The 18,547-nt window shown below is 62.4% G+C and carries 16 protein-coding genes; 10 read left to right on the forward strand and 6 right to left on the reverse strand.

Annotated elements, in window-relative coordinates; translation table 11 throughout:
* Positions 1–112: 112 nt before the first annotated feature.
* The 3 genes from ABWP50_RS09220 to ABWP50_RS09230 all read left to right on the forward strand — a co-directional run bounded on the left by ABWP50_RS09220 (position 113) and on the right by ABWP50_RS09230 (position 2,832).
* Entirely contained in the window at positions 113–1,555 is a 1,443-nt protein-coding gene (locus ABWP50_RS09220) for an aldehyde dehydrogenase family protein (protein ID WP_353217703.1), read from the forward strand.
* Between the two features lie 63 nt (positions 1,556–1,618).
* Complete coding sequence (locus ABWP50_RS09225) at positions 1,619–2,413, forward strand: outer membrane protein assembly factor BamD (protein ID WP_353217704.1); 795 nt, start codon at positions 1,619–1,621, stop codon at positions 2,411–2,413.
* Positions 2,413–2,832, forward strand: a complete 420-nt coding sequence (locus ABWP50_RS09230; protein WP_353217705.1) for an MAPEG family protein — start codon at positions 2,413–2,415, stop codon at positions 2,830–2,832. Before ABWP50_RS09225 ends, ABWP50_RS09230 begins: the two co-directional genes overlap by 1 nt.
* 9 nt (positions 2,833–2,841) lie before the next feature.
* On the opposite strand, the gene ABWP50_RS09235 is transcribed toward ABWP50_RS09230, so the two are convergent.
* Complete coding sequence (locus ABWP50_RS09235) at positions 2,842–3,501, reverse strand: MBL fold metallo-hydrolase (protein ID WP_353217706.1); 660 nt, start codon at positions 3,499–3,501, stop codon at positions 2,842–2,844.
* Between the two features lie 179 nt (positions 3,502–3,680).
* Between ABWP50_RS09235 and ABWP50_RS09240 the strand changes: the two genes are divergently transcribed.
* Positions 3,681–5,258: a SulP family inorganic anion transporter gene (locus ABWP50_RS09240; protein ID WP_353217707.1), complete on the forward strand. Its 1,578-nt coding sequence runs from the start codon at positions 3,681–3,683 to the stop codon at positions 5,256–5,258.
* 14 nt (positions 5,259–5,272) lie between these two features.
* The gene (locus tag ABWP50_RS09245; RefSeq protein WP_353217708.1) at positions 5,273–5,911 is read left to right on the forward strand and encodes a carbonic anhydrase; all 639 of its coding nucleotides are present in this window, start codon (positions 5,273–5,275) and stop codon (positions 5,909–5,911) included.
* 60 nt (positions 5,912–5,971) lie between these two features.
* On the opposite strand, the gene ABWP50_RS09250 is transcribed toward ABWP50_RS09245, so the two are convergent.
* From ABWP50_RS09250 to ABWP50_RS09265, 4 genes are all read right to left on the reverse strand, one after another.
* Positions 5,972–6,448 carry a Rid family hydrolase gene (locus ABWP50_RS09250; protein WP_353217709.1) on the reverse strand — a complete coding sequence of 159 codons (477 nt, stop codon included), beginning with the start codon at positions 6,446–6,448 and terminating at the stop codon, positions 5,972–5,974.
* A gap of 92 nt (positions 6,449–6,540) precedes the next feature.
* Positions 6,541–9,321 (reverse strand): TonB-dependent receptor plug domain-containing protein, encoded by a 2,781-nt coding sequence (locus ABWP50_RS09255; protein ID WP_353217710.1) that lies wholly within the window; start codon positions 9,319–9,321, stop codon positions 6,541–6,543.
* 190 nt (positions 9,322–9,511) lie between these two features.
* Positions 9,512–10,075, reverse strand: coding sequence for a GNAT family N-acetyltransferase (locus ABWP50_RS09260; RefSeq protein ID WP_353217711.1), 564 nt, complete (start codon positions 10,073–10,075; stop codon positions 9,512–9,514).
* Positions 10,076–10,082: 7 nt separating this feature from the next.
* Positions 10,083–11,780 carry an amidohydrolase gene (locus ABWP50_RS09265; protein ID WP_353217712.1) on the reverse strand — a complete coding sequence of 566 codons (1,698 nt, stop codon included), beginning with the start codon at positions 11,778–11,780 and terminating at the stop codon, positions 10,083–10,085.
* 276 nt (positions 11,781–12,056) lie between these two features.
* Between ABWP50_RS09265 and ABWP50_RS09270 the strand changes: the two genes are divergently transcribed.
* The 3 genes from ABWP50_RS09270 to ABWP50_RS09280 all read left to right on the forward strand — a co-directional run bounded on the left by ABWP50_RS09270 (position 12,057) and on the right by ABWP50_RS09280 (position 15,039).
* Positions 12,057–13,349: an acyl-CoA dehydrogenase family protein gene (locus tag ABWP50_RS09270; RefSeq protein ID WP_353217713.1), complete on the forward strand. Its 1,293-nt coding sequence runs from the start codon at positions 12,057–12,059 to the stop codon at positions 13,347–13,349.
* Positions 13,350–13,358: 9 nt separating this feature from the next.
* Positions 13,359–14,387, forward strand: a complete 1,029-nt coding sequence (locus tag ABWP50_RS09275; RefSeq protein ID WP_353217714.1) for a DUF2855 family protein — start codon at positions 13,359–13,361, stop codon at positions 14,385–14,387.
* A gap of 220 nt (positions 14,388–14,607) precedes the next feature.
* Positions 14,608–15,039: a pseudoazurin gene (locus ABWP50_RS09280; protein WP_353217715.1), complete on the forward strand. Its 432-nt coding sequence runs from the start codon at positions 14,608–14,610 to the stop codon at positions 15,037–15,039.
* Between the two features lie 106 nt (positions 15,040–15,145).
* Here ABWP50_RS09280 and ABWP50_RS09285 read toward each other — a convergent pair whose 3' ends face one another.
* Complete coding sequence (locus tag ABWP50_RS09285; RefSeq protein WP_353217719.1) at positions 15,146–16,732, reverse strand: phytoene desaturase family protein; 1,587 nt, start codon at positions 16,730–16,732, stop codon at positions 15,146–15,148.
* Between the two features lie 128 nt (positions 16,733–16,860).
* Between ABWP50_RS09285 and ABWP50_RS09290 the strand changes: the two genes are divergently transcribed.
* Positions 16,861–18,444: an MFS transporter gene (locus ABWP50_RS09290; protein ID WP_353217716.1), complete on the forward strand. Its 1,584-nt coding sequence runs from the start codon at positions 16,861–16,863 to the stop codon at positions 18,442–18,444.
* Between the two features lie 11 nt (positions 18,445–18,455).
* Positions 18,456–18,547: CoA transferase (locus tag ABWP50_RS09295; protein ID WP_353217720.1), on the forward strand; the 92-nt coding region annotated here is incomplete at its 3' end.

Below are 18,547 nucleotides of genomic sequence, written 5' to 3' on the forward strand. Positions count from 1 at the left end.
TGGATGATGGCCCGCAGGCAATCCGCTGGATGATGGACCGCAAGGCGCTCGGCAAGGTTGTGCTGACCGTCTGATTGCCACACCGGCAGACACGGCAAAAGGGGTGAGGGCGATGGCGCTCAGGGACGTTTATCCGCTGTATGTCGCCAACCGGGCGGAACAGCCGAACCGGGATCTGGTGGTGACCGACAAGTTCACCGGCCAGCCGGCAACGCGCGTCGCCATCGCCGATCCCGCTACCATCGATCGGGCGATTGCGGCGGCTGTGGCGGCAACGCAGCCGATGGCGCGCATGGCCAGCTATGAGCGTCAGGCGGTACTGAACCATTGTGTCACGCGGTTTACGGCGCGTTATGATGAACTGGCGCACGCCCTGTGCATCGAGGCGGGCAAGCCGATCCGTGATGCGCGCGGCGAAGTGGGCCGGCTGATCGACACATTCCGCATTGCCGCCGAAGAAAGCGTGCGCATGACCGGCGAAGTGCAGCCGCTGGACATCGCGCCGCGCGCCCGCGGCTATCAGGGCATGTGGAAACGCGTGCCGATCGGCCCGTGCAGCTTTGTGTCGCCGTTCAATTTCCCACTCAATCTGGCGGCGCACAAGATTGCACCGGCGATTGCGGTCGGCTGTCCCTTCGTGATGAAGCCGGCCAGCCGCACGCCGCTGGGTGCGATTATCATCGGCGAAGTGCTGGCCGAGACCGATTTGCCGCCGGGCGCCTTTGCCATCCTGCCGGCGCACCGCGACGGGGCCGATCTGTTCACCACCGATGATCGGTTGAAATTGCTCAGCTTTACCGGCTCGCCTGATGTCGGCTGGGATCTGAAGGCGCGGGCCGGCAAGAAAAAGGTCGTGCTGGAACTGGGCGGCAACGCGGCCGTGATCATCATGCCGGACGCCGATCTGGATGATGCTGCGACACGCACCGTGTTTGGGGCATTCTATCAGTCAGGCCAATCCTGCATCGGTGTGCAGCGCATTTTGGTGCACGATGCGGTTTATGATGCCTTCAAGGCCAAGCTGGTGGAACGCACCGCCAAGCTGATCGCCGGCGATCCGCGCGCCGAAGACACGTTTGTCGGGCCGATGATCGACGTCAAGGAAGCTGCACGGCTGGACGGCTGGATACAGGAGGCCGTGGCGGGCGGCGCGCGCCTGTTGTGCGGCGGCGGGCGCGAGGGTGCGATGCTGGCGGCGACATTGCTGGAGGACGTGCCACGCAGCGCCAAGCTCAACACCGAAGAAGCCTTTGGTCCAGTTGCATTTTTTGTGCGTTTTCACAGTTTTGATGAAGCGCTTGCCATCGTCAACGACAGCAAGTTCGGTTTGCAGGCCGGGATCTTCACCCGCGATCTGTTCCATATGCTCAAGGCCTGGGATGAATTGGAGGTTGGCGGCGTCGTCATCAACGATGTGCCGAGCTACCGCGTCGACAACATGCCCTACGGCGGCGTGAAGGACAGCGGCCTGGGCCGCGAAGGCGTGCGCTTTGCCATGGAAGACATGACGGAAATCCGCAATCTGGTCATCCGGCGGCGGCCGCAGGATCTGTAATGCTGGCGGCGGCGTCCCTGCTGGCGCTTCCCCCACCGCTGCCATCCTGCTAGATCACCGGACATGTCCAGTGTCCCCCGCGCCGTCCTCATTTCGCTTTGCCTGGCCGCGCTGCTGTCAGCCTGCGGCGGCGGCAGCAAAAAGGCGCGCAAGGATCAGCGCTACATCGCGCAGGACGTGGAGACGCTGTATACGGCGGCCAAGCAGACGCTGGACAAGCGCCAATATCGGCTGGCAGCGGCGCAATTCGATGAAGTCGAGCGCCAGCATCCCTATAGTGTCTGGGCTCGCCGCGCACAGCTGATGTCGGCATTTTCCTATTATGTGTCCGGCGAATATCAGGAGTCTATTGGCGCCGCGCAGCGGTTCTTGTCGCTGCACCCCGGCAGCCGTGAAGCGCCTTATGCTTATTACATTGTTGCCCTTAGCTATTACAACCAGATCCAGCCGGTGAACAAGGATCAGAAGATCACCCAGCAAGCCTTGGATTCGCTTGGTGAACTCGTCCGCCGCTATCCGAACACCGATTTTGCCTCCGATGCGCGCCTCAAGATCGATCTGGCGCGGGACCATTTGGCCGGCAAGGAAATGGAAATCGGGCGTTTTTACCAGAAGCAAGGTTTGCATCTGGCCGCCATCACGCGCTTTCGCACCGTGGTTCAGCAATATGATACCACAAGCCATGCGCCGGAAGCCTTGCACCGGCTGGTCGAATCCTATCTCGCGATGGGCATTCCCGAGGAGGCTGCGAAGGCAGCGGCAGTGCTCGGCAACAATTATCCCGAATCGCGCTGGTATGAGCGCAGCTACAAGCTCGTGCAGCGCTGGGTGCCCGAAGCACCGCGAAAGGCCGGCTGATGCTGCTTGTTACCCTGCTTACCGGCGGCATGCTTGGCCTGCTGTTTTTTCTGCTCAGCCTGCGGGTGGTTCAGAAACGGCTGGCCGGAATGGTGGCATTTGGTGACGGCGGTGACCAGGCGCTGCTGGAACGTGTCCGTGCGCACGGCAATTTTTCCGAATATGTGCCGTTTTTGCTCATCTTGATGGCCAGTATCGAATCCAGCATCGGTCATGGTTCGATGTGGCTGTGGGCCTCTGGCGGCGTTTTGGTGATTGCCCGGATCGCCCATGCCATCGGCATCAGCCGGCCATCGCCCAATCTGTTTCGGTCGGCGGGCGTGGTGCTGACATGGCTGCTTTTGGTGGGTTTGTCGCTATGGGCGCTTGGCCTTGGCTTTGGTCTGGTGTCACCAGCCGGCCCTCAGGATTATGTCTAAGCCCTTGCCCTAACCCAGCAGGTGATCGGCGACATAGCCGTTGCTCTGGCGTTCGCGGCCAAAGCTGCTCATGTCGCCGTGGCCAGGCACAAATCTGGTTTGGTTGCCCAGCGGCCACAGTTTCGTGGTGATCGACGTCACCAGATCATTGAAATTGCCGCGCGGAAAATCCGTGCGGCCGATGCTGCCCTGAAACAGCACGTCGCCGACGATGGCCAGATCTGATGGCGCGTGGTGAAATACGACATGGCCGGGCGTGTGGCCGGGGCAGTGATAGACATCCAGCACCAGATCACCCACGGTCACCTGATCGCCGTCGTTCAGCCAGCGATCGGGCGTGAACGCCTCCGCACCCGCCAGGCCATAGGCCGCACCCTGCGCCGGGTTCATGTCGATCCAGAATTTGTCATCGTGGTGCGGGCCTTCGATTGGCACGTCCAATTGGCGCGCCAGCACTGCTGTCAGGCCGCAATGATCGATGTGGCCGTGTGTCACCAGCAGCTTTTCGATGGTGACGCCGCGCCGGTTGGCCTCGTTCATCAGCCGGTCCAGATCGCCGCCGGGATCAGTGAACGTGCCGCGCATCGTGCGGGTGCACCAGAGCAGCGTGCAGTTTTGCTGCAGCGGCGTGACGGGGATGATGACAGCCTGAAGCGGGGGAGTGTTCATGCTTGCCTGTTTGCCGCGCCGCGCCCGCCTGCGCAAGCGGCGGCGGCGCTGGCCAGTCAATCTTGATGGCGCAGCATGGCGCAATGACAAGCCGGTAATGCGGTGCTAGTGCCGCCCTTCAATACTGCCAATCAGGCCGCTGCGATCCGCTGCCGGGCAACGAGCAAGGGTGTGATCCTATGCATAACACCGGCCTGCTGACCAGTTGGCGGCAAGATCTGCCAGCGTCGCTCGTGGTCGCTCTGGTGGCGTTGCCGCTCTGCCTGGGTGTGGCGCTGGCATCGGGCGCGCCGCTCATGTCCGGGATGATTGCCGGCATTGTGGGCGGCATCGTTGTGGGCGCGCTCAGCCGTTCGCCGCTTTCGGTGTCCGGGCCGGCGGCCGGCCTGACCACGATCGTGCTGGCGGCGATCACCAGCCTGCCCAGCTTCGATGCGTTTTTGCTGGCGGTGGTGCTGGCCGGGGTGCTGCAATTGCTCTTTGCCGCCACCCGCGGCGGTGTGATTGCCGAATTCGTGCCCGGCGCCGTCATCACCGGCATGCTGGCCGCCATCGGCCTGATCCTGATCCTCAAGCAAGTGCCGCACGCGGTGGGCTATGATCGCGATCCCGAAGGCGACATGGGCTTTGCCCAGCCCGACGGCGGCAACACCTTCACAACCCTGCTCAACATGCTGGCCACCGATTTCCTGTGGGGCGCTGCTGCCATTGCCGCCATCAGCCTGGCGTTCCTGTTCTGGTGGGACAAGGCCAAGCCCAAGCAAGGCCCATTCAAGCTGCTGCCCGGTCCGCTGGTGGTGGTGTTGTTTTCGGTGGCTGCCAACGAAGCGTTTCGCCAATTTGCGCCTGATCTGGCCATCGGGCCCAGCCATCTGGTGCAGGTGCCGGTGTCGGCAACGCCGCTGGCGCTGGTCGATCAGATCCGCCTGCCGGATTTTGGTGCCATCACCAATGCGGCGGTGTGGACGACGGCGCTGACCCTGGCCATCGTTGCCAGCCTCGAATCGCTGCTGTCGGTCAAGGCGGTTGACGAGCTTGATCCCAAGCGCCGGGTGACCGACAAGAACCGCGAGCTGCTGGCACAGGGCATCGGCAATATCACATCGGGTCTGCTCGGCGGCCTGCCGGTCACATCGGTGATCGTGCGATCATCGGCCAATGTCGAATCGGCAGCGGATTCGCGGCTTTCAACGATGCTGCACGGGCTGTGGTTGCTGCTTGGCCTCGCGGTAATCCCGTCAATCCTCAATCTGATCCCGCTGTCGGCGCTGGCGGCCGTGCTGATCGCCACCGGGTACAAGCTCGCCAAGCCGGCGCTGTTCCTGCAACGCTGGCGGCAGGGTTTGAGCCAGTTCATCCCGTTCGTAATTACTGTGCTTGCCATCCTGTTTACCGATCTGCTGATCGGTATCGGCATCGGCCTGGCGGTGGGCATGGGCTTCGTGATCTGGCGGTCCACCGGCAACATCATCACCTATGTCGAATATGGCGGCACGGTGATGGTGCGGGCGCGCCGCAATCTCTATTTCATGCACAAGCCAGCGCTGCAGGACGCACTGGGCCGGGTGCCCGATGGCAGCGAGCTGCTCATCGATCTGTCGGGCACCAGCTATGTCGATCTTGATTGTATCGACATCATCAACAGCTTCGTGCGCGGCGCTCCCTTCCGCAACATCGATGTGCGGGTAAAGGCCGATCATGCCATGAAGTTTGCGCCCATGGTCAACGCGCCGCTCACTCGCGCCCGCGCCACCTGAAAGAGCCGGTATCAATGAAGGAAATCGATCAACTGCTGCTCGCCAATCGGGCCTGGTCAGCGGAAATGCTGTGTGAAAATCCGCAATTCTTCAACCGCAACGTTACCGAGCATCGCCCGGTGTTCCTGTGGATCGGTTGTTCGGACAGCCGGGTTGCTCCCGATCAAATGACACAGGCGGCGCCTGGCGGCTTGTTCGTGCACCGCAACATTGCCAATCTCGTCTATCCCGATGATCGCAACCTGATGGCGGTGCTGGAATATGCGCTGAACGTGCTGGAGGTGCCGCATGTGGTGATCTGCGGCCATTATGGCTGCGGCGGCATCCAGGCGGCTCTTGAAGGCACCGTGGAAGGCCCGATTGCCGACTGGCTGGACCATGCAAGGCAAGTGCTGAACGATCACCGCAGAGAGATCGAAGCACTGCCAGCCGGCGATGAGCAAGTAAACCGCATGGTGGAAGTGAATGTGCGCGATCAATTGCTGCATCTGGCCGGCACCGCACCGGTGCAGCAGGTTTTTGCTTCAGGCCGCCCTCTCACCCTGCATGGCTGGGTTTATGATCTGCGCGATGGCCATATCAAGCCGCTGATGCGGATCGATCGCGACACAGTGCTGGCCGAAGTGCCCAAGCCGGAACGCGTGCTGCTGTAGAATAATTGCCTCCGGCGGGCAGGGGTGACCCCTGCCCGCCGGAGGCTGGTTTTTCCAAACTTACTTGGCCGCGATTACCGTCAATTCCACGAGGAAATTCGGGCCAGCCAGTGCTGCGATCTGCATGGTGGTGCGGGTGGTGGTGGTCGGATTTTCGGCATTGCCGAAAAACTCGGCGAAACCGGCGTTGAAGCCGGCAAAATCCATCTTGCCGTCCATGCCGGGCGCTGCGGTGAGATAGGCATCCATGCGGATGATATCCTTCATGGTCATGCCTTGCGCTTCCAGCAGCGCCTTGATCTTCTTCAAGGTGCTGATGGTTTGCGTCTTGGTGTCACCAAATTCGGTGGGCTTGGCCGGATCGATCGGCGAGGCGAGGTTGCCTGACAGATAGACGGTGGTGGCGCCGGGCTTGACGACGGCGGTGGTCAGGATGCGGCCGCCGGGCGTGCCGATCTTCTGGACATTCTGGGCAGCAGCTGGAACGGCGGCGACGGCGAGTGCGAGGCTGGCGGCGGCGAGGGTAAGGAATTTCATGGCTTCGTCCTCCTTGGGTTGGTGAAACGCGAACGGGCGGCAGGATTGCCCTGCCGCCCGTCCTTGGCAAGCTCTAAAGCTGGCCTTGCTGTTTAGAAGCGAGCCGAAGCGCGCAGATACCAGAAGCCGCCCATCTGGCCGATCGGCGCCGTATCCGGGTAGATGGAGCCGTTGGCGGCGCCGCCCGTTTGCGGGAAGATGTTGCGGGTTTCGCGCTGCGGGAAGGTATTGAACAAGTTCTGCGCGCCAACGGCAATGCGGAACTTCTCTTCGAAGGTCACGCCGACTTCGAGATCGAAGGCCACCTGCGCTCCGAACTTCTTGGAGAATGGCACCGGGTAAAGTGCCGCAGCCTGCGCCGCCGTCACGCCCGGTGTCGCGCCGATCCCCGTGGTGATCGGATCGTTGAAGGCAGTGAAGCTGCCGAAGTAGCTGCCACGCGCCGTCGCGTCGAACATGCCGTTGGTATAGGTTTCGGACAGCACGGCACGCCAGTTGGGGTTGGACAGTTCAATGTTGCCGACGCGGACATCGTCAACAGGGCGGAAGTTGGACAGCGACTGGCCGTTGGCCAACGTACCAGCGACCACCCGGCGATCGGTGACCTTGGTGTTGTTGTAGTTCACAGCCAGGGTGGTGTTGAAGCGGCCAAAACCGGTATCGGCCTTGTGCTGGATGGTCACGTCGAAACCCTGCGTGCGGGTCGCGAAGGCGTTGGTGAAATAGCGCACCGCACCCAGTTCAGCGGCCTCAGCCACACCTTGGGCCAGCAGGAACTGCGTGGCGGTCAGCCCGGTGCCGTTGGCCTGGTTGGGGTTCAGGTTGCCGGTGATGCCGATCCGGTCAGTCACCTTGATATTGTAGTAATCGACCGTGATGTTGAAGCCGCCGCCCGGTGTGACCACAAAGCCACCTGAGAAGCTGGTCGATTTTTCAGGCTTGAGCGGCTCTGCCAGGAAGAACTGACCGATCGGGCTGTCCGGGCGCACGGTGGCAATGCCCTGTGGCACTGTCGAACCGAACGGGAAGCCGGTGGTCAGGTTCTGGGTAAACTGCTGGCCGGGCGTCGGTGCACGGAAGCCAGTTGACGCTGCACCGCGGACGGCGACGATATCATTGAAGGCATAACGCGCGCTGATCTTGCCGTTGAACGTGTCGCCGAAATCGTTGAAATAATCGTAACGGGCGGCAACGCCGACATCGAGGCCTTCGACCGGGGTGGCTTCGAAATCGACATAAGCCGAATAGTTGTTGCGGCCGCCTTCGGTAACTGATGCCGGGCCAAAGCCCTGGAAGCCGTTGGAGCCCGGCAGCGCTGTGGTGATGCGCACGTTCGTCGGTGCTGACGCGCCCGGGGTGGCGCAAGGCGCGACGCCGCCGGTCGCGAGCAAGGTGCACTGTACCAGCTGTTGCGCAGCGAACTGGCCAACAGTCCAAGACGCGGCGTCACCGAGGCCGACTTCATAGGCTTCGCGGCGCACTTCGACACCCCAGGCGATGAAGAGCGGCTTAGCGAAGCCGACTTCTGCTTCGGTGTTGAAATCGGCGTTGAAGTTGAATTCGCGCTGCACCAGCTTGCCCATGTAGAAATCGGTGGGTGTCGCGGGGCCGAGCGAGGCGTTGACCGTATCGCTCATGAAGTAGCGAATCTGGTTGGTGCCATACATCAACGATACATCATATTTGATGCCAAATTCAGCGCCCTTGAAGCCGCCGACCAGGCCGATATCTTCGTTGGTGGCTTCGAAGAACGGCACGAAGCCGTTGCGGAAGGTCGGGAACCGGGGATCGTCATTGATGTTGAAGGTGGCGCCATTGACATCCCACAGTGCCCTGCCAGTTGCATCAAAGCCCGCGCGGGTCAGGAAGACCGGGTTAACCGAACGGCTGGTGGTAGCCGTGCCGGGCCGGCCGTCGATCGGCGCATGCGTGACAGTGACTGGCACACGCAGGTTGAAATCATTGCCCTGACGCTGCCAGCCATAGTTACCGAAGGCGTAGAACGTCGTGTCACCAGCCGGCAATTCCATATTGAACACGGCGCGATAGGCGCGGTTTTCCGGGCCGCCCAGGCGATTGCCGGTTGGGAAATCGGTGGTGATCCCCTGAGCTGCCAATGGCGCGACCGACGGACGCGGCACCGAACGATCCCAGATATTCTGATCGATGAATTCGCCCGTGATGTTGAAGAAGCCGCCATCATCGCCAAGCTTGGTGCCATAAAAAGCCGTCAGCTGCGTGTCCTGGCCGTCACCCTCATAGGTCTGGCCATAGCGTGCAGTCACTTCATAGCCGGTGTCGCGGCGCAGGCCGAGGTTGATCACGCCGGCGATGGCATCGGAACCATATTGCGCAGCGGCACCGTCGCGAAGCACTTCCAGCCGGCCCAGGGCCACACCGGGAATTTGCGACAGATCGGCACCTTGGGCACCGGCGTTCAGTGCACCGGCGGCAACCTGCACGAGCGCCGAACGGTGCATGCGCTTGCCGTTGATCAGCACGAGGATCTGGTCAGCCGGCAGGCCGCGCAAGGTGGGCGGACGCACGAAGGCGGAGGCATCGCCGAGCAGGTTGCGCTGCTGGTTGAACGAGGGGACCAGCGTTTGCAGAATCGTCTGCAGCTGCGGTGCGGGCTGTGCCTTGAAATCATCGGCGGTAAACACGTCGACCGGCACGGCGCTTTCGAGGACGGTGCGGTCGGTACGGCGGGTGCCGGTCACGATGATGGTGGCATCTTCCTTTTCGGCGGCAGCGGTGGCTGCTTGATCCTGACCGGCAAGGGCCGGAGCCGCGATGCCTGCCATCAGCAAGGCCAACACGGATGTGGCCAGTTTCAGATCGCCTGCACGGCGCAACGTCTTGGTGCTCGTCATGGATTTCCCCCGTTCGAAAATATTGCAATCAATTTGGCCCGATGGGCCGCACAGCGTTTCTGGCCGCACCTTCCAACACTACCGGGATGCTGCACCACATACGCTATTTGCGCACCCGCAAAATTGCGCAATTGGCTGTTGCCGTAATGATACAGCCGCCATGCGTGGCCTTTGCGCAACAGTTTGCGCGTCAGCGAGCCGTTTCTGGTATCAAAAGCTGTTTGTGCATCGGCACGAATGGCACGGCGACGCCGCCACAATTCAGGCTGATCGGATCGCCAGCGCTATACCCATGGGCTGCATAAAAGGGCACACCGGGCAGGGTGGCCATCAATTCGGTGCGGGCAAACCCAGCGGCCGCAGCAGCCGTCTCGCAGGCGTGCAGCAGTGCCGCGCCCACGCCGCGCCGGGCGGCATGCTGCGCCACGAAGAAGGCGCGCACCTTGGCGGCGTCGCGTGCCGGATCGAGCAGGCCGGATTCGCGGCCGCCATAGCGATCGCCGCCAAACAGGGTCGCGCGCCGGCTCCAGCCGCCGCAGCCGAGGATGTCGGCGGTCGAATCACTCGCCTCAACCACCAGATAGCTGCCGTCGCAGACGAGCTCGCTGTCCACGCCAAAGACATGCGCAATCGCTGCTTCGGTTTGCTGTGCCGTGTAAAAGCCCGTGCTCAACATGCGGGCCGATGCTGCGATCAAGGCCTCAAGCGCGGGCACATCGCCGGGCAGGGCAGGGCGAATATGAATGTCAGCCATTGGTGCTTCAGGCGCGATACTGGCTGCGCCCGTCCACGACGGTCTCGATGATCTTGATATCCTTGATGTTGTCGGCGGCAATCGCGGTGGGATCGGCGGCAAGCACGACATAATCGGCCAGCTTGCCGGCGGTCAGGCTGCCCTTGATGGCTTCTTCCTTGGCGGCCCAGGCGCCGTTCAGCGTGTTGATGCGAATCGCCTCTAGCACGCTCACCCGCTGGTTTGCGCCCCAGGTTTCGCCGTTCCACCCGGTGCGGGTTACCATGCCCTGAATGCCCATCAATGGTGCAAACGGGCCGGGGAAGAAATCGCTGCCGGCGCACACCTCGATGCCGGCATCGAGGAAGGAGCGAAAGGCCATGGCGTTGGCCATGCGCGCTTCGCCATAAAATCCGAATTTGTCGCTGTTGTAATAGGCATAGCTGGTGAACGGCGCCGGCACCGCGCCAATGGCCGCTATGCGTTTGAGCAGGCTTTCGTTGATGAGCGTGCAATGGGTGATCTTGGGCCGCAGATCCTTTACGGGCAGCTTGGCCAGCGCGCGTTCGAAGGCGGTGAGCGCCATGCCGATGGTGACATCGCCGTTGGCATGAATATTGGGCTGGATGCCGGCGCGCACCACTTTTTCGACCCAGGCGTCCAGCACCTCCTGCGGTTCGGTGATGTTGCCATAATAGGCCGGGGTGCGGCCGGGGTAGGGCGTGGACAGCGCCATGGTGCGTTCCGAAAAACTGCCATCGGCCAGATGTTCGGCGGTGGCACCCAGCCTGATCCAGTCATCGCCAAATCCGGTTTTCAGGCCGGCGGCGATCATCTGGTCAACCATCGTGCCCTGCGCTTCGTAGCTGACCCGGTGCTTGAGTTGCCCTGCGGCGCGCACATCCTGGATGGCCGCCAGATCGCCGCCCTGGTGATGCACGGTCGTCAGGCCATAGCGGCTGAATTGCGCGCTGATATGCGCCTGCCCGGCGCGAACCCGCCGTGCCCGCTCCGCTGCATCGATCACGGGGCGCTGGCCCTTTGCCTCGACGAGATCGATGGCATTATCGGTGATACGGCCGGAAAGCCGGCCACCGGGCAGCCGATCGAACGTGCCGCCGGGTGGATTGGGCGTGTCCGGCGTGACCCCGGCCAATTTGAAGGCAACGCTGTTGACGAAAACCGTGTGGCCGCCGCGGTGGCGTACCATTACCGGATGCGCGGTGCTGATCTTGTCGAGATCATCCACTGTCAACTGGCGGCCATCCTTCAGCTTGGTATCGTCATGGAAATAGCCTTCCACCCAGTATCCCGGCGGCGTGATCGCGGCCTTGGCGCGCAATTTGTCGATGATCGACTGGATGGTGACAAATTCCACCTCGAACGGATTGCCGACCAGTGTTTCATACAGCAGCACATCGCCGATCGGGTGGTTGTGGCAATCGATGAAGCCCGGCACCACGCAGGCGCCTTTCAGATCGACCAACTGCGTGGTCTTGCCGGCCAGGCTGCGCACATCATCGCCGCCCACTGCCATGATGCGCCCGGCCTTGATGGCCATGGTGGTGGCGCGTGGGTTGGCATCGTCCATGGTGATCATCTGACCTTTGACCAGGATGGTATCAGCATCGCGTTCGTGGGCCGCGGCGCGGGCGGCCCAGCCGGCCCACAGCGGGCTGGCCATGGCGGCAGTGAGCAGGCTGCGGCGGTTGGTTTGGCTGGTCATGGATCATTCCCCTTGCAGTTATTTTCGCTGATGCCGCGGCACGGTGCAAGAGGTTGGGTTTTTTCCAGTTTTGACGAAACAATATGTTTTGGAGAAAATTTTTCAACGCCGGATGATCCCTCAGCACGGATGCCAGTCAATCCAAACGGACGCCAGTCTACCCCAATTGCCGGCGTGTAGGACAGGCTGGCGGGCGCGCCAGCCTCCCCCAATCCACCAGTTATGTGCGGGGCGATGATGGCTCATGTTCGGTTGTCAACACAGCGAGACCTGCCCATGGATTTTGCACTGCCAGCCGATCTGATTGCCTATCTGGCCGAGCTTGATGCGTTCATCGCAGCCGAGATCAAGCCGCTCGAAAATCAGGACGACAATATCCGCTTCTTCGATCACCGCCGCGAATGGGCGCGCACCGATTTTGAAAATGGCGGCCTGCCTCGCCATGAGTGGGAGCTGTTGCTGCGTGAAGCATCGATGCGTGCTGACAAGGCCGGGCATTGGCGGTTTTCGGCGCCGAAGAAATATGGCGGCCAGGATGGCAGCAACCTGTGGATGGCTGTGATTCGCGACAAGTTCGCTGCTAAGGGGCTGGGCCTGCACAATGATCTGCAGAACGAACACAGCATCGTCGGCAATTTCCCGTTTGTTGCCATGTTCGAAGCCTTTGGCACGCCGGCGCAGCAGGACGAATTCATCCTGGGCGGCTTTGCCCGCAAGCGGATCACTGCCTTTGGCCTGACCGAGCCTGACCACGGCAGCGACGCCACCCACATGGAAACCACCGCGGTGCCGGAAAACCGGGGCGGCGTGGACGGCTGGCTGATCAACGGTGAGAAAATGTGGACGACCGGGATGCATGTCGCCACCCACTGCGCCACCTTCTGCCGCACATCGGGCGCTGCCGGCGCGGCGCGCGGGATTTCCTGTTTTCTGGTGCCGACCAATACGCCGGGCCTGAAGATCGAGGAATATCTGTGGACATTCAACATGCCCACCGATCACCCGCGCGTCAGCTTCACCAAAGTCTGGGTGCCCGATTCGACGCGGCTGGGGCCAGCCGATGGCGGGCTGTCATTGGCGCAAAGCTTTGTGCACCAGAACCGCATCCGCCAGGCGGCGTCGTCGCTCGGCGCAGCGACCTTCTGTGTCGAGGAAAGCGTGCGCTATGCCCGCACCCGCAAGCCGTTTGGCGAGGCCTTGTCGAAAAACCAGGCCATTCAATTCCCGCTGGTGGAACTGGCCACACAGTGCGAGATGCTGCGCCTGCTGATCTACAAGACGGCGTGGGACATGGACAACATGCCCCACGAAGCCATCGAGAGCCAGCTGTCTGACAAGATTTCGATGTGCAACTACTGGGCCAACCGGCTGGTGTGCGAAGCCGCAGACCGGGCGATGCAGGTGCACGGCGGCATCGGCTACAGCCGGCACAAGCCGTTCGAGCATATTTATCGCCACCACCGCCGTTATCGCATCACCGAAGGCTCGGAAGAAATTCAGATCCGCAAGGTTGCGGCCTATCTTTTCGGCTATCTCGGCCCGCGCAAACAGCTGTTTGCCGGCCTGTAAGGACGCGTCATGACCATTTTGGCTGCTCAAATTGGCGCATTGGCGCAAACCACCGCGTTGCCCGATCCGGGTGCGCTTGCGGATGGCGAAGCGCGCTTTGTCATCGAACAGTTTGCGCTGACCGCCAACAATGTCACCTACGCCGTGCACGGCGAGGATTTTGCCTATTGGAAATTCTTCCCTGCGCCGGAGGATCACGGCATCGTGCCGGTGTGGGGCTTTGGCCGCGCGGTGGAAACGCGCAGCGACGCGGTTGCTGTGGGCAGCCGCTGGTTTGGCTATTGGCCGATGGGCAGCCAGGCAGTGCTCAGCCCGCAGCAGGTTTCGGCCTTTGGCTTTACCGATGGCGCCGCCCACCGCGCGGCCTTGCCGTATTTCTACAACCGTTACAGCCCGGCCAGCGCCGCTTGGGGGGACGATGCATTGCAGTGCCTGTTCCGGCCGCTTTATGCCACCAGCTTCCTGATCGATTGCCTGATGGCGACGCGGCCGCTGGACACGCTTCTGCTGTCGTCGGCATCGTCGAAGACCGCGCTGGGCGTCGCGCAGGCCGCGCTGGGCCGCCAGACGGTGGTGGGCCTGACATCGCCGGCCAACCGCGAATTTTGCCTTGCCACTGGCTATTATGACCAAGTCTACAGCTATGAGGATCTTGGCGGTATCCCGGGTGATGCCATCGGCTTCATTGATTTTTCCGGCCACGGCGGTGTGCGGCACAACGTGCACAGCTTGTTGGCCGGCCGATTGACCGAAAGCCACATCGTCGGCGACACCCATTGGCAGGCCCCCAACACTGCCCAATTGCCCGGCCCGGTGCCGCAACTGTTCTTTGCGCCCACTGTGGCGCAGGACCGGGTCGCGCAGTGGGGCGCGGCTGGTTATGATGCCCGCCTGAGCGCGGCGTGGGCCGGCTTTGCCGCCACGCTGGGCTGGCTAACGGTCAGCCGCGTGATGGGCGCGGATGCTGTTGCCGCCGCATGGGCGCGGCTGGTGAACGGTGAGATCAATCCAGCTGACGGAATTGTTGCCAGCTTGTGACTGTTCACCCTGCTGCAAGCTGCGCTGTTGCATAGCGCTGCATGGCTGCAGACGCTGGTGGGGCAAAGATGGACAACGTGTCACAATCTTAGCCCACTTGAGCAACGCCGGCAGCCCGCGTAATACGCAGCACGCTTGTTCTCGTCCATATCGGTCGGGGCGCGTTCAAATTCACTGGCGTAACCCCGGCTGCCGGTCCGCCAAACCAAAGGTGACGTTCATGAAGATTTTGGGTTTTGTTGCTGCTGCCCTGGTTATTGCTGCTCCGGCCGCTGCCAAGGAAATCACCGTCAAGATGCTGAACAAGGGTGCCGAAGGCGCCATGGTGTTCGAACCGGGCTTCGTGAAGGCCGCACCTGGCGATACCGTGAAGTTTGTGGCGGCCAACCCGGGCCACAACGGCCAGACCATTCCAGGCTTCCTGCCGGCCGGTGAAGCCGAACAGAAGGGCGCCATGGGCAAGGATTTCGTGTTCAAGGCCGGCAAGCCCGGCGTGTATGGCATCAAGTGCCTGCCGCACGCATCGATGGGCATGGTTGCCCTCGTGCAGGTGGGCAATGGCCCGTCGGCCAATCTGGCCGCTGCCAAGGCTGTGAAGCTGCCGCCGCTGGCCACCAAGCGCATGACCGCCTATCTGGCCAGCGCCAAGTAATCAGCGCGCAAGCGTGATTTGAAACGGCCGGGGAGGCGACGCCCCGGCCGTTCTCGTTGTAATGCAGTCGCCTCGTGAACTGTCGCGCGCCCCTTACAGGCCCACCTTACAGACCAAGCCGGGCAAAGCGCCGGTCGGACAAGATGGCGCGCGCCGCATTGTGGCCGGGCGCGCCGGTGACGCCGCCGCCGGGATGCGCGCCGCTGCCGCACAGATACAGGCCCTTGATCGGCATGCGGTGATCGCCGTGGCCCAGCACCGGGCGCGCGGCCCACAATTGATCCAGGCTCATGCGGCCATGAAAGATATCGCCGCCGATAAGCCCGAATTTGCGTTCCAGATCCAGGGGCGAATGGACCTGCCGCGCGATGATGCTGGCCTTGAAATTGGGGGCATGGGCGGTGACCGTATCGATGATCAGATCGGCGACGGTTTCGCGCGCATCGTCCCAGCTTTTGCCGCCGGGCAGCGTTGGCGCAAATTGTTGGCAAAACAGGCTGGCGACGTGCTGTCCCGGCGGCGCCAGCGTATCGTCCAGCGTGCTTGGGATCAGCATTTCCACGATCGGCTGACGTGACCAGCCGTGCGCCCTGGCGTCGGCGTAGGCGCGGTCCATGTAATCGAGGCTGGGCGCCATGATGATGCCGGCGCCGTGGTGGTCGCCGGAGCCCGGCAACACGCTGAAATCCGGCAGTTCCGACAGCGCCACGTTCATGCGGAACGTGCCTGAACCGATCGCATAGCCATCCATGGCGCGGGCAAAATCAGCGGGCAGATCGGCGCGGTCAACCAATTGGCGAAACAGCAACGCCGGGCCGGCAGTGCTGGCGATGATCGGCGCGTCCAGCACGCGGCCGTCCGCCAGCGTGACACCGCGCGCCTTGCCTGCCACCACGTTGAGGCTGGCGACCCGTTCTTCCAGTCCGATGGACACGCCGGCGCCCGCGCAGGCCTTGGCCATCGCCTGGGTAATGGCGCCCATGCCGCCGATGGCATGGCCCCAGGCGCCTTTGACGCCGTTCACTTCGCCAAACACATGGTGCAGCAGCACATAGGCGGAACCCGGCGTGTCCGGGCTGGCGAAGTGGCCAACGATGCTGTCAAAACCAAACACCGCCTTGATCGGATCGCTTTCGAACCAACCATCCAGATATTCGCGCGCCGATCGGGTGAACAGCGCCAGCAGTTCGCGCTGCTCATCGGTGCTCAACCCGGTCAGCGGCCAACCCTGCAGCGCCAGCGCCGCCAGCCCGCCCAGCCCGCGCCCCGGTGGGGTTTTCAGCGCCAGCCGCCGCATTTGATCGGCCAGCACCTCCAGCCGCGCTTCATAGGCGGGCAGGGCGGCAGCGTCCTTGGCAGAAAAGCGCGCCACCTCGGCCTGGGTCTGGCCCGCCCCGACTTTTAGATAGTCATTGTCCAGCGGCAGGAAATTGCCCAGCGGCCGCAACACGATGCGCAGGCCATGATCGGCCAGCTTCATATCGGCCGCGACCTGTTCCTGCAGCAGCGACACGGTATAGCTGGCCGTGCTGTTGCGGAAACCCGGCGCAAACTCCTCGGTCACGCACGCGCCGCCAACGATATCGCGCGCTTCGCAGATGTGTACCTTCAGCCCGGCGCGGGCGAGGTAGAAGGCGGTAACCAGCCCGTTGTGGCCGCCGCCGATGATTATCGCGTCATGTTGCATGGCCAGCAGACTTGCGCTGTCTGTTGCAACTGGTCAATCCGCTCCTGTCGCCGCTGCCTGCCGTTTCCCGCCGGTTGCAACCTGCGCCGCTTGCGCTATGCCCATCGCCAAGTAACAGGCGGGGAGGCCGGAACTTGGGCGCAGAGGCAACAACTGTCGAGGATGTGATTGATCCCAAGCGCGATCGGCTTGTCATCGTCGCCAGCAGCCTCGGCACCGTGTTCGAATGGTATGATTTTTTCCTCTACGGCATTCTTGCCAGCCTGCTCGGCAAGCTGTTTTTTGCCACCGGCAATCCCACCACCGAATTGCTTTTCAGCCTGTTTGCCTTTGCCATCGGATTCTTCTTCCGGCCGCTGGGCGCGCTGGTGTTTGGCTGGTTTGGTGACAAGGTCGGCCGGAAATACACCTTCCTGATCACCATCGCGATGATGGGCGGTGCCACGGCCTGCATCGGCCTGTTGCCCACCTTTGAACAGGCTGGCATCCTCGCTCCGATCTTGCTGCTGGTGCTGCGCACGTTGCAGGGGCTGGCGCTGGGCGGCGAATATGGCGGGGCGGCGATTTATGTTGCCGAACATGCCCCGCCCGGCAAGCGCGGGGCCTATACCAGTTGGATACAAGCAGCAGCGGCGGGCGGCTTCATGTTGACGCTGGCGGTGGTGCTGGCCACGCGCGCGCTGATCCCGGAAGACCAGTTTGCCGACTGGGGCTGGCGGGTGCCATTTTTGATGTCGATCTTCCTGCTGGCGATTTCGCTGTGGGTGCGGCTGAAACTGGCCGAAAGCCCGGTCTTTCAAAAGATGAAGATTGCCGGCGCCACCTCCAGCAATCCCTTCAAGGATGCCTTGCAGGCCCGCGGCAACAAGGGGCGATTGCTGGTGGCGCTGGCGATTTCGGCTGGATTTACCGTGATTTTCTACACCAGCCAGTTTGGCACGCTGTATTTCCTGCAAAACACCGCGCGCCTGCCCGAACGTGAAGCGCTGCTGTATCTGGCGGTGGGCGTGCTGGTTTCAGCGCCCGCATATATCTATTTTGGCGGCCTGTCTGACCGGGTGGGCCGCAAGCAGGTGCTCAGCGCCGGCTTTGCCATAACGCTGGCGGCGCTGTTTCCGATTTTCCACCTGATGAGCAGCGGGGCCAATCCGGCGCTGGCCGAAGCCATGGCAAACGCGCCGGTCACGGTTGAACTGCCGGCTTGTGCTTATAATGTGTTTACCAAGCAGGAAACCGAATGCGGCAAGGCGCTGGAATGGCTGACCAAACGCGGCGTATCCTATGACAAGACCGACGCACCAGTGCTCGCCATGACCGTGGCTGGCAGCCGGCTGGAGGGGTTTGACAAGGCAAGTTGGGGCGCGGCGCTCAATGCGGCCGGCTGGCCGGAAAAGGCTGATCCAGACCGGGTGGTGGCATGGAAACTGTTGTTGGCGGTGATGGCCATCGGCCTGCTGAGCGGCTGGACCTATGCGCCGATTGCCGCCGTGCTTGTGGAGATGTTTCCGGCGCGCGTGCGCTACACCAGCATGTCGGTGCCTTATCATATCGGCACCGGCTATTTCGGCGGGTTTCTACCGGTGATTTCGCAGTATATCGTGGTCTCCACTGGCGATGTGTTTGCGGGCCTGTGGTATACCATCGTGGTGGTGGCCGTTGGCCTGATCATCATGCTGCTGTTCCTGAAAGACACGCGCCACATCAACATCAACGATTGAGGGGCACAGCCATGACGGGTCCGTTGGCCGGAATTCGCATCGTCGATTTGTCGCAGATCGTGTCGGGGCCGATGGCCTGCCAGATGCTGGCCGATCAAGGCGC

The organism is Sandarakinorhabdus sp. (assembly GCF_040398645.1).
In the GTDB taxonomy this organism is placed as follows: domain Bacteria; phylum Pseudomonadota; class Alphaproteobacteria; order Sphingomonadales; family Sphingomonadaceae; genus Sandarakinorhabdus.

What these genes read in the sequence shown, in the direction of transcription:
- ABWP50_RS09250 (WP_353217709.1), bottom strand. Translation starts at nt 6,448, where the DNA reads ATGAAATTCCTTACCCTCGCCGCCGCCAGCCTCGCACTCGCCGTCGCC.
- ABWP50_RS09230 (WP_353217705.1), top strand. Translation starts at nt 2,413, where the DNA reads ATGCTGCTTGTTACCCTGCTTACCGGCGGCATGCTTGGCCTGCTGTTT.
- ABWP50_RS09270 (WP_353217713.1), top strand. Translation starts at nt 12,057, where the DNA reads ATGGATTTTGCACTGCCAGCCGATCTGATTGCCTATCTGGCCGAGCTT.
- ABWP50_RS09275 (WP_353217714.1), top strand. Translation starts at nt 13,359, where the DNA reads ATGACCATTTTGGCTGCTCAAATTGGCGCATTGGCGCAAACCACCGCG.
- ABWP50_RS09280 (WP_353217715.1), top strand. Translation starts at nt 14,608, where the DNA reads ATGAAGATTTTGGGTTTTGTTGCTGCTGCCCTGGTTATTGCTGCTCCG.
- ABWP50_RS09245 (WP_353217708.1), top strand. Translation starts at nt 5,273, where the DNA reads ATGAAGGAAATCGATCAACTGCTGCTCGCCAATCGGGCCTGGTCAGCG.
- ABWP50_RS09240 (WP_353217707.1), top strand. Translation starts at nt 3,681, where the DNA reads ATGCATAACACCGGCCTGCTGACCAGTTGGCGGCAAGATCTGCCAGCG.
- ABWP50_RS09260 (WP_353217711.1), bottom strand. Translation starts at nt 10,075, where the DNA reads ATGGCTGACATTCATATTCGCCCTGCCCTGCCCGGCGATGTGCCCGCG.
- ABWP50_RS09235 (WP_353217706.1), bottom strand. Translation starts at nt 3,501, where the DNA reads ATGAACACTCCCCCGCTTCAGGCTGTCATCATCCCCGTCACGCCGCTG.
- ABWP50_RS09265 (WP_353217712.1), bottom strand. Translation starts at nt 11,780, where the DNA reads ATGACCAGCCAAACCAACCGCCGCAGCCTGCTCACTGCCGCCATGGCC.
- ABWP50_RS09225 (WP_353217704.1), top strand. Translation starts at nt 1,619, where the DNA reads ATGTCCAGTGTCCCCCGCGCCGTCCTCATTTCGCTTTGCCTGGCCGCG.
- ABWP50_RS09255 (WP_353217710.1), bottom strand. Translation starts at nt 9,321, where the DNA reads ATGACGAGCACCAAGACGTTGCGCCGTGCAGGCGATCTGAAACTGGCC.
- ABWP50_RS09220 (WP_353217703.1), top strand. Translation starts at nt 113, where the DNA reads ATGGCGCTCAGGGACGTTTATCCGCTGTATGTCGCCAACCGGGCGGAA.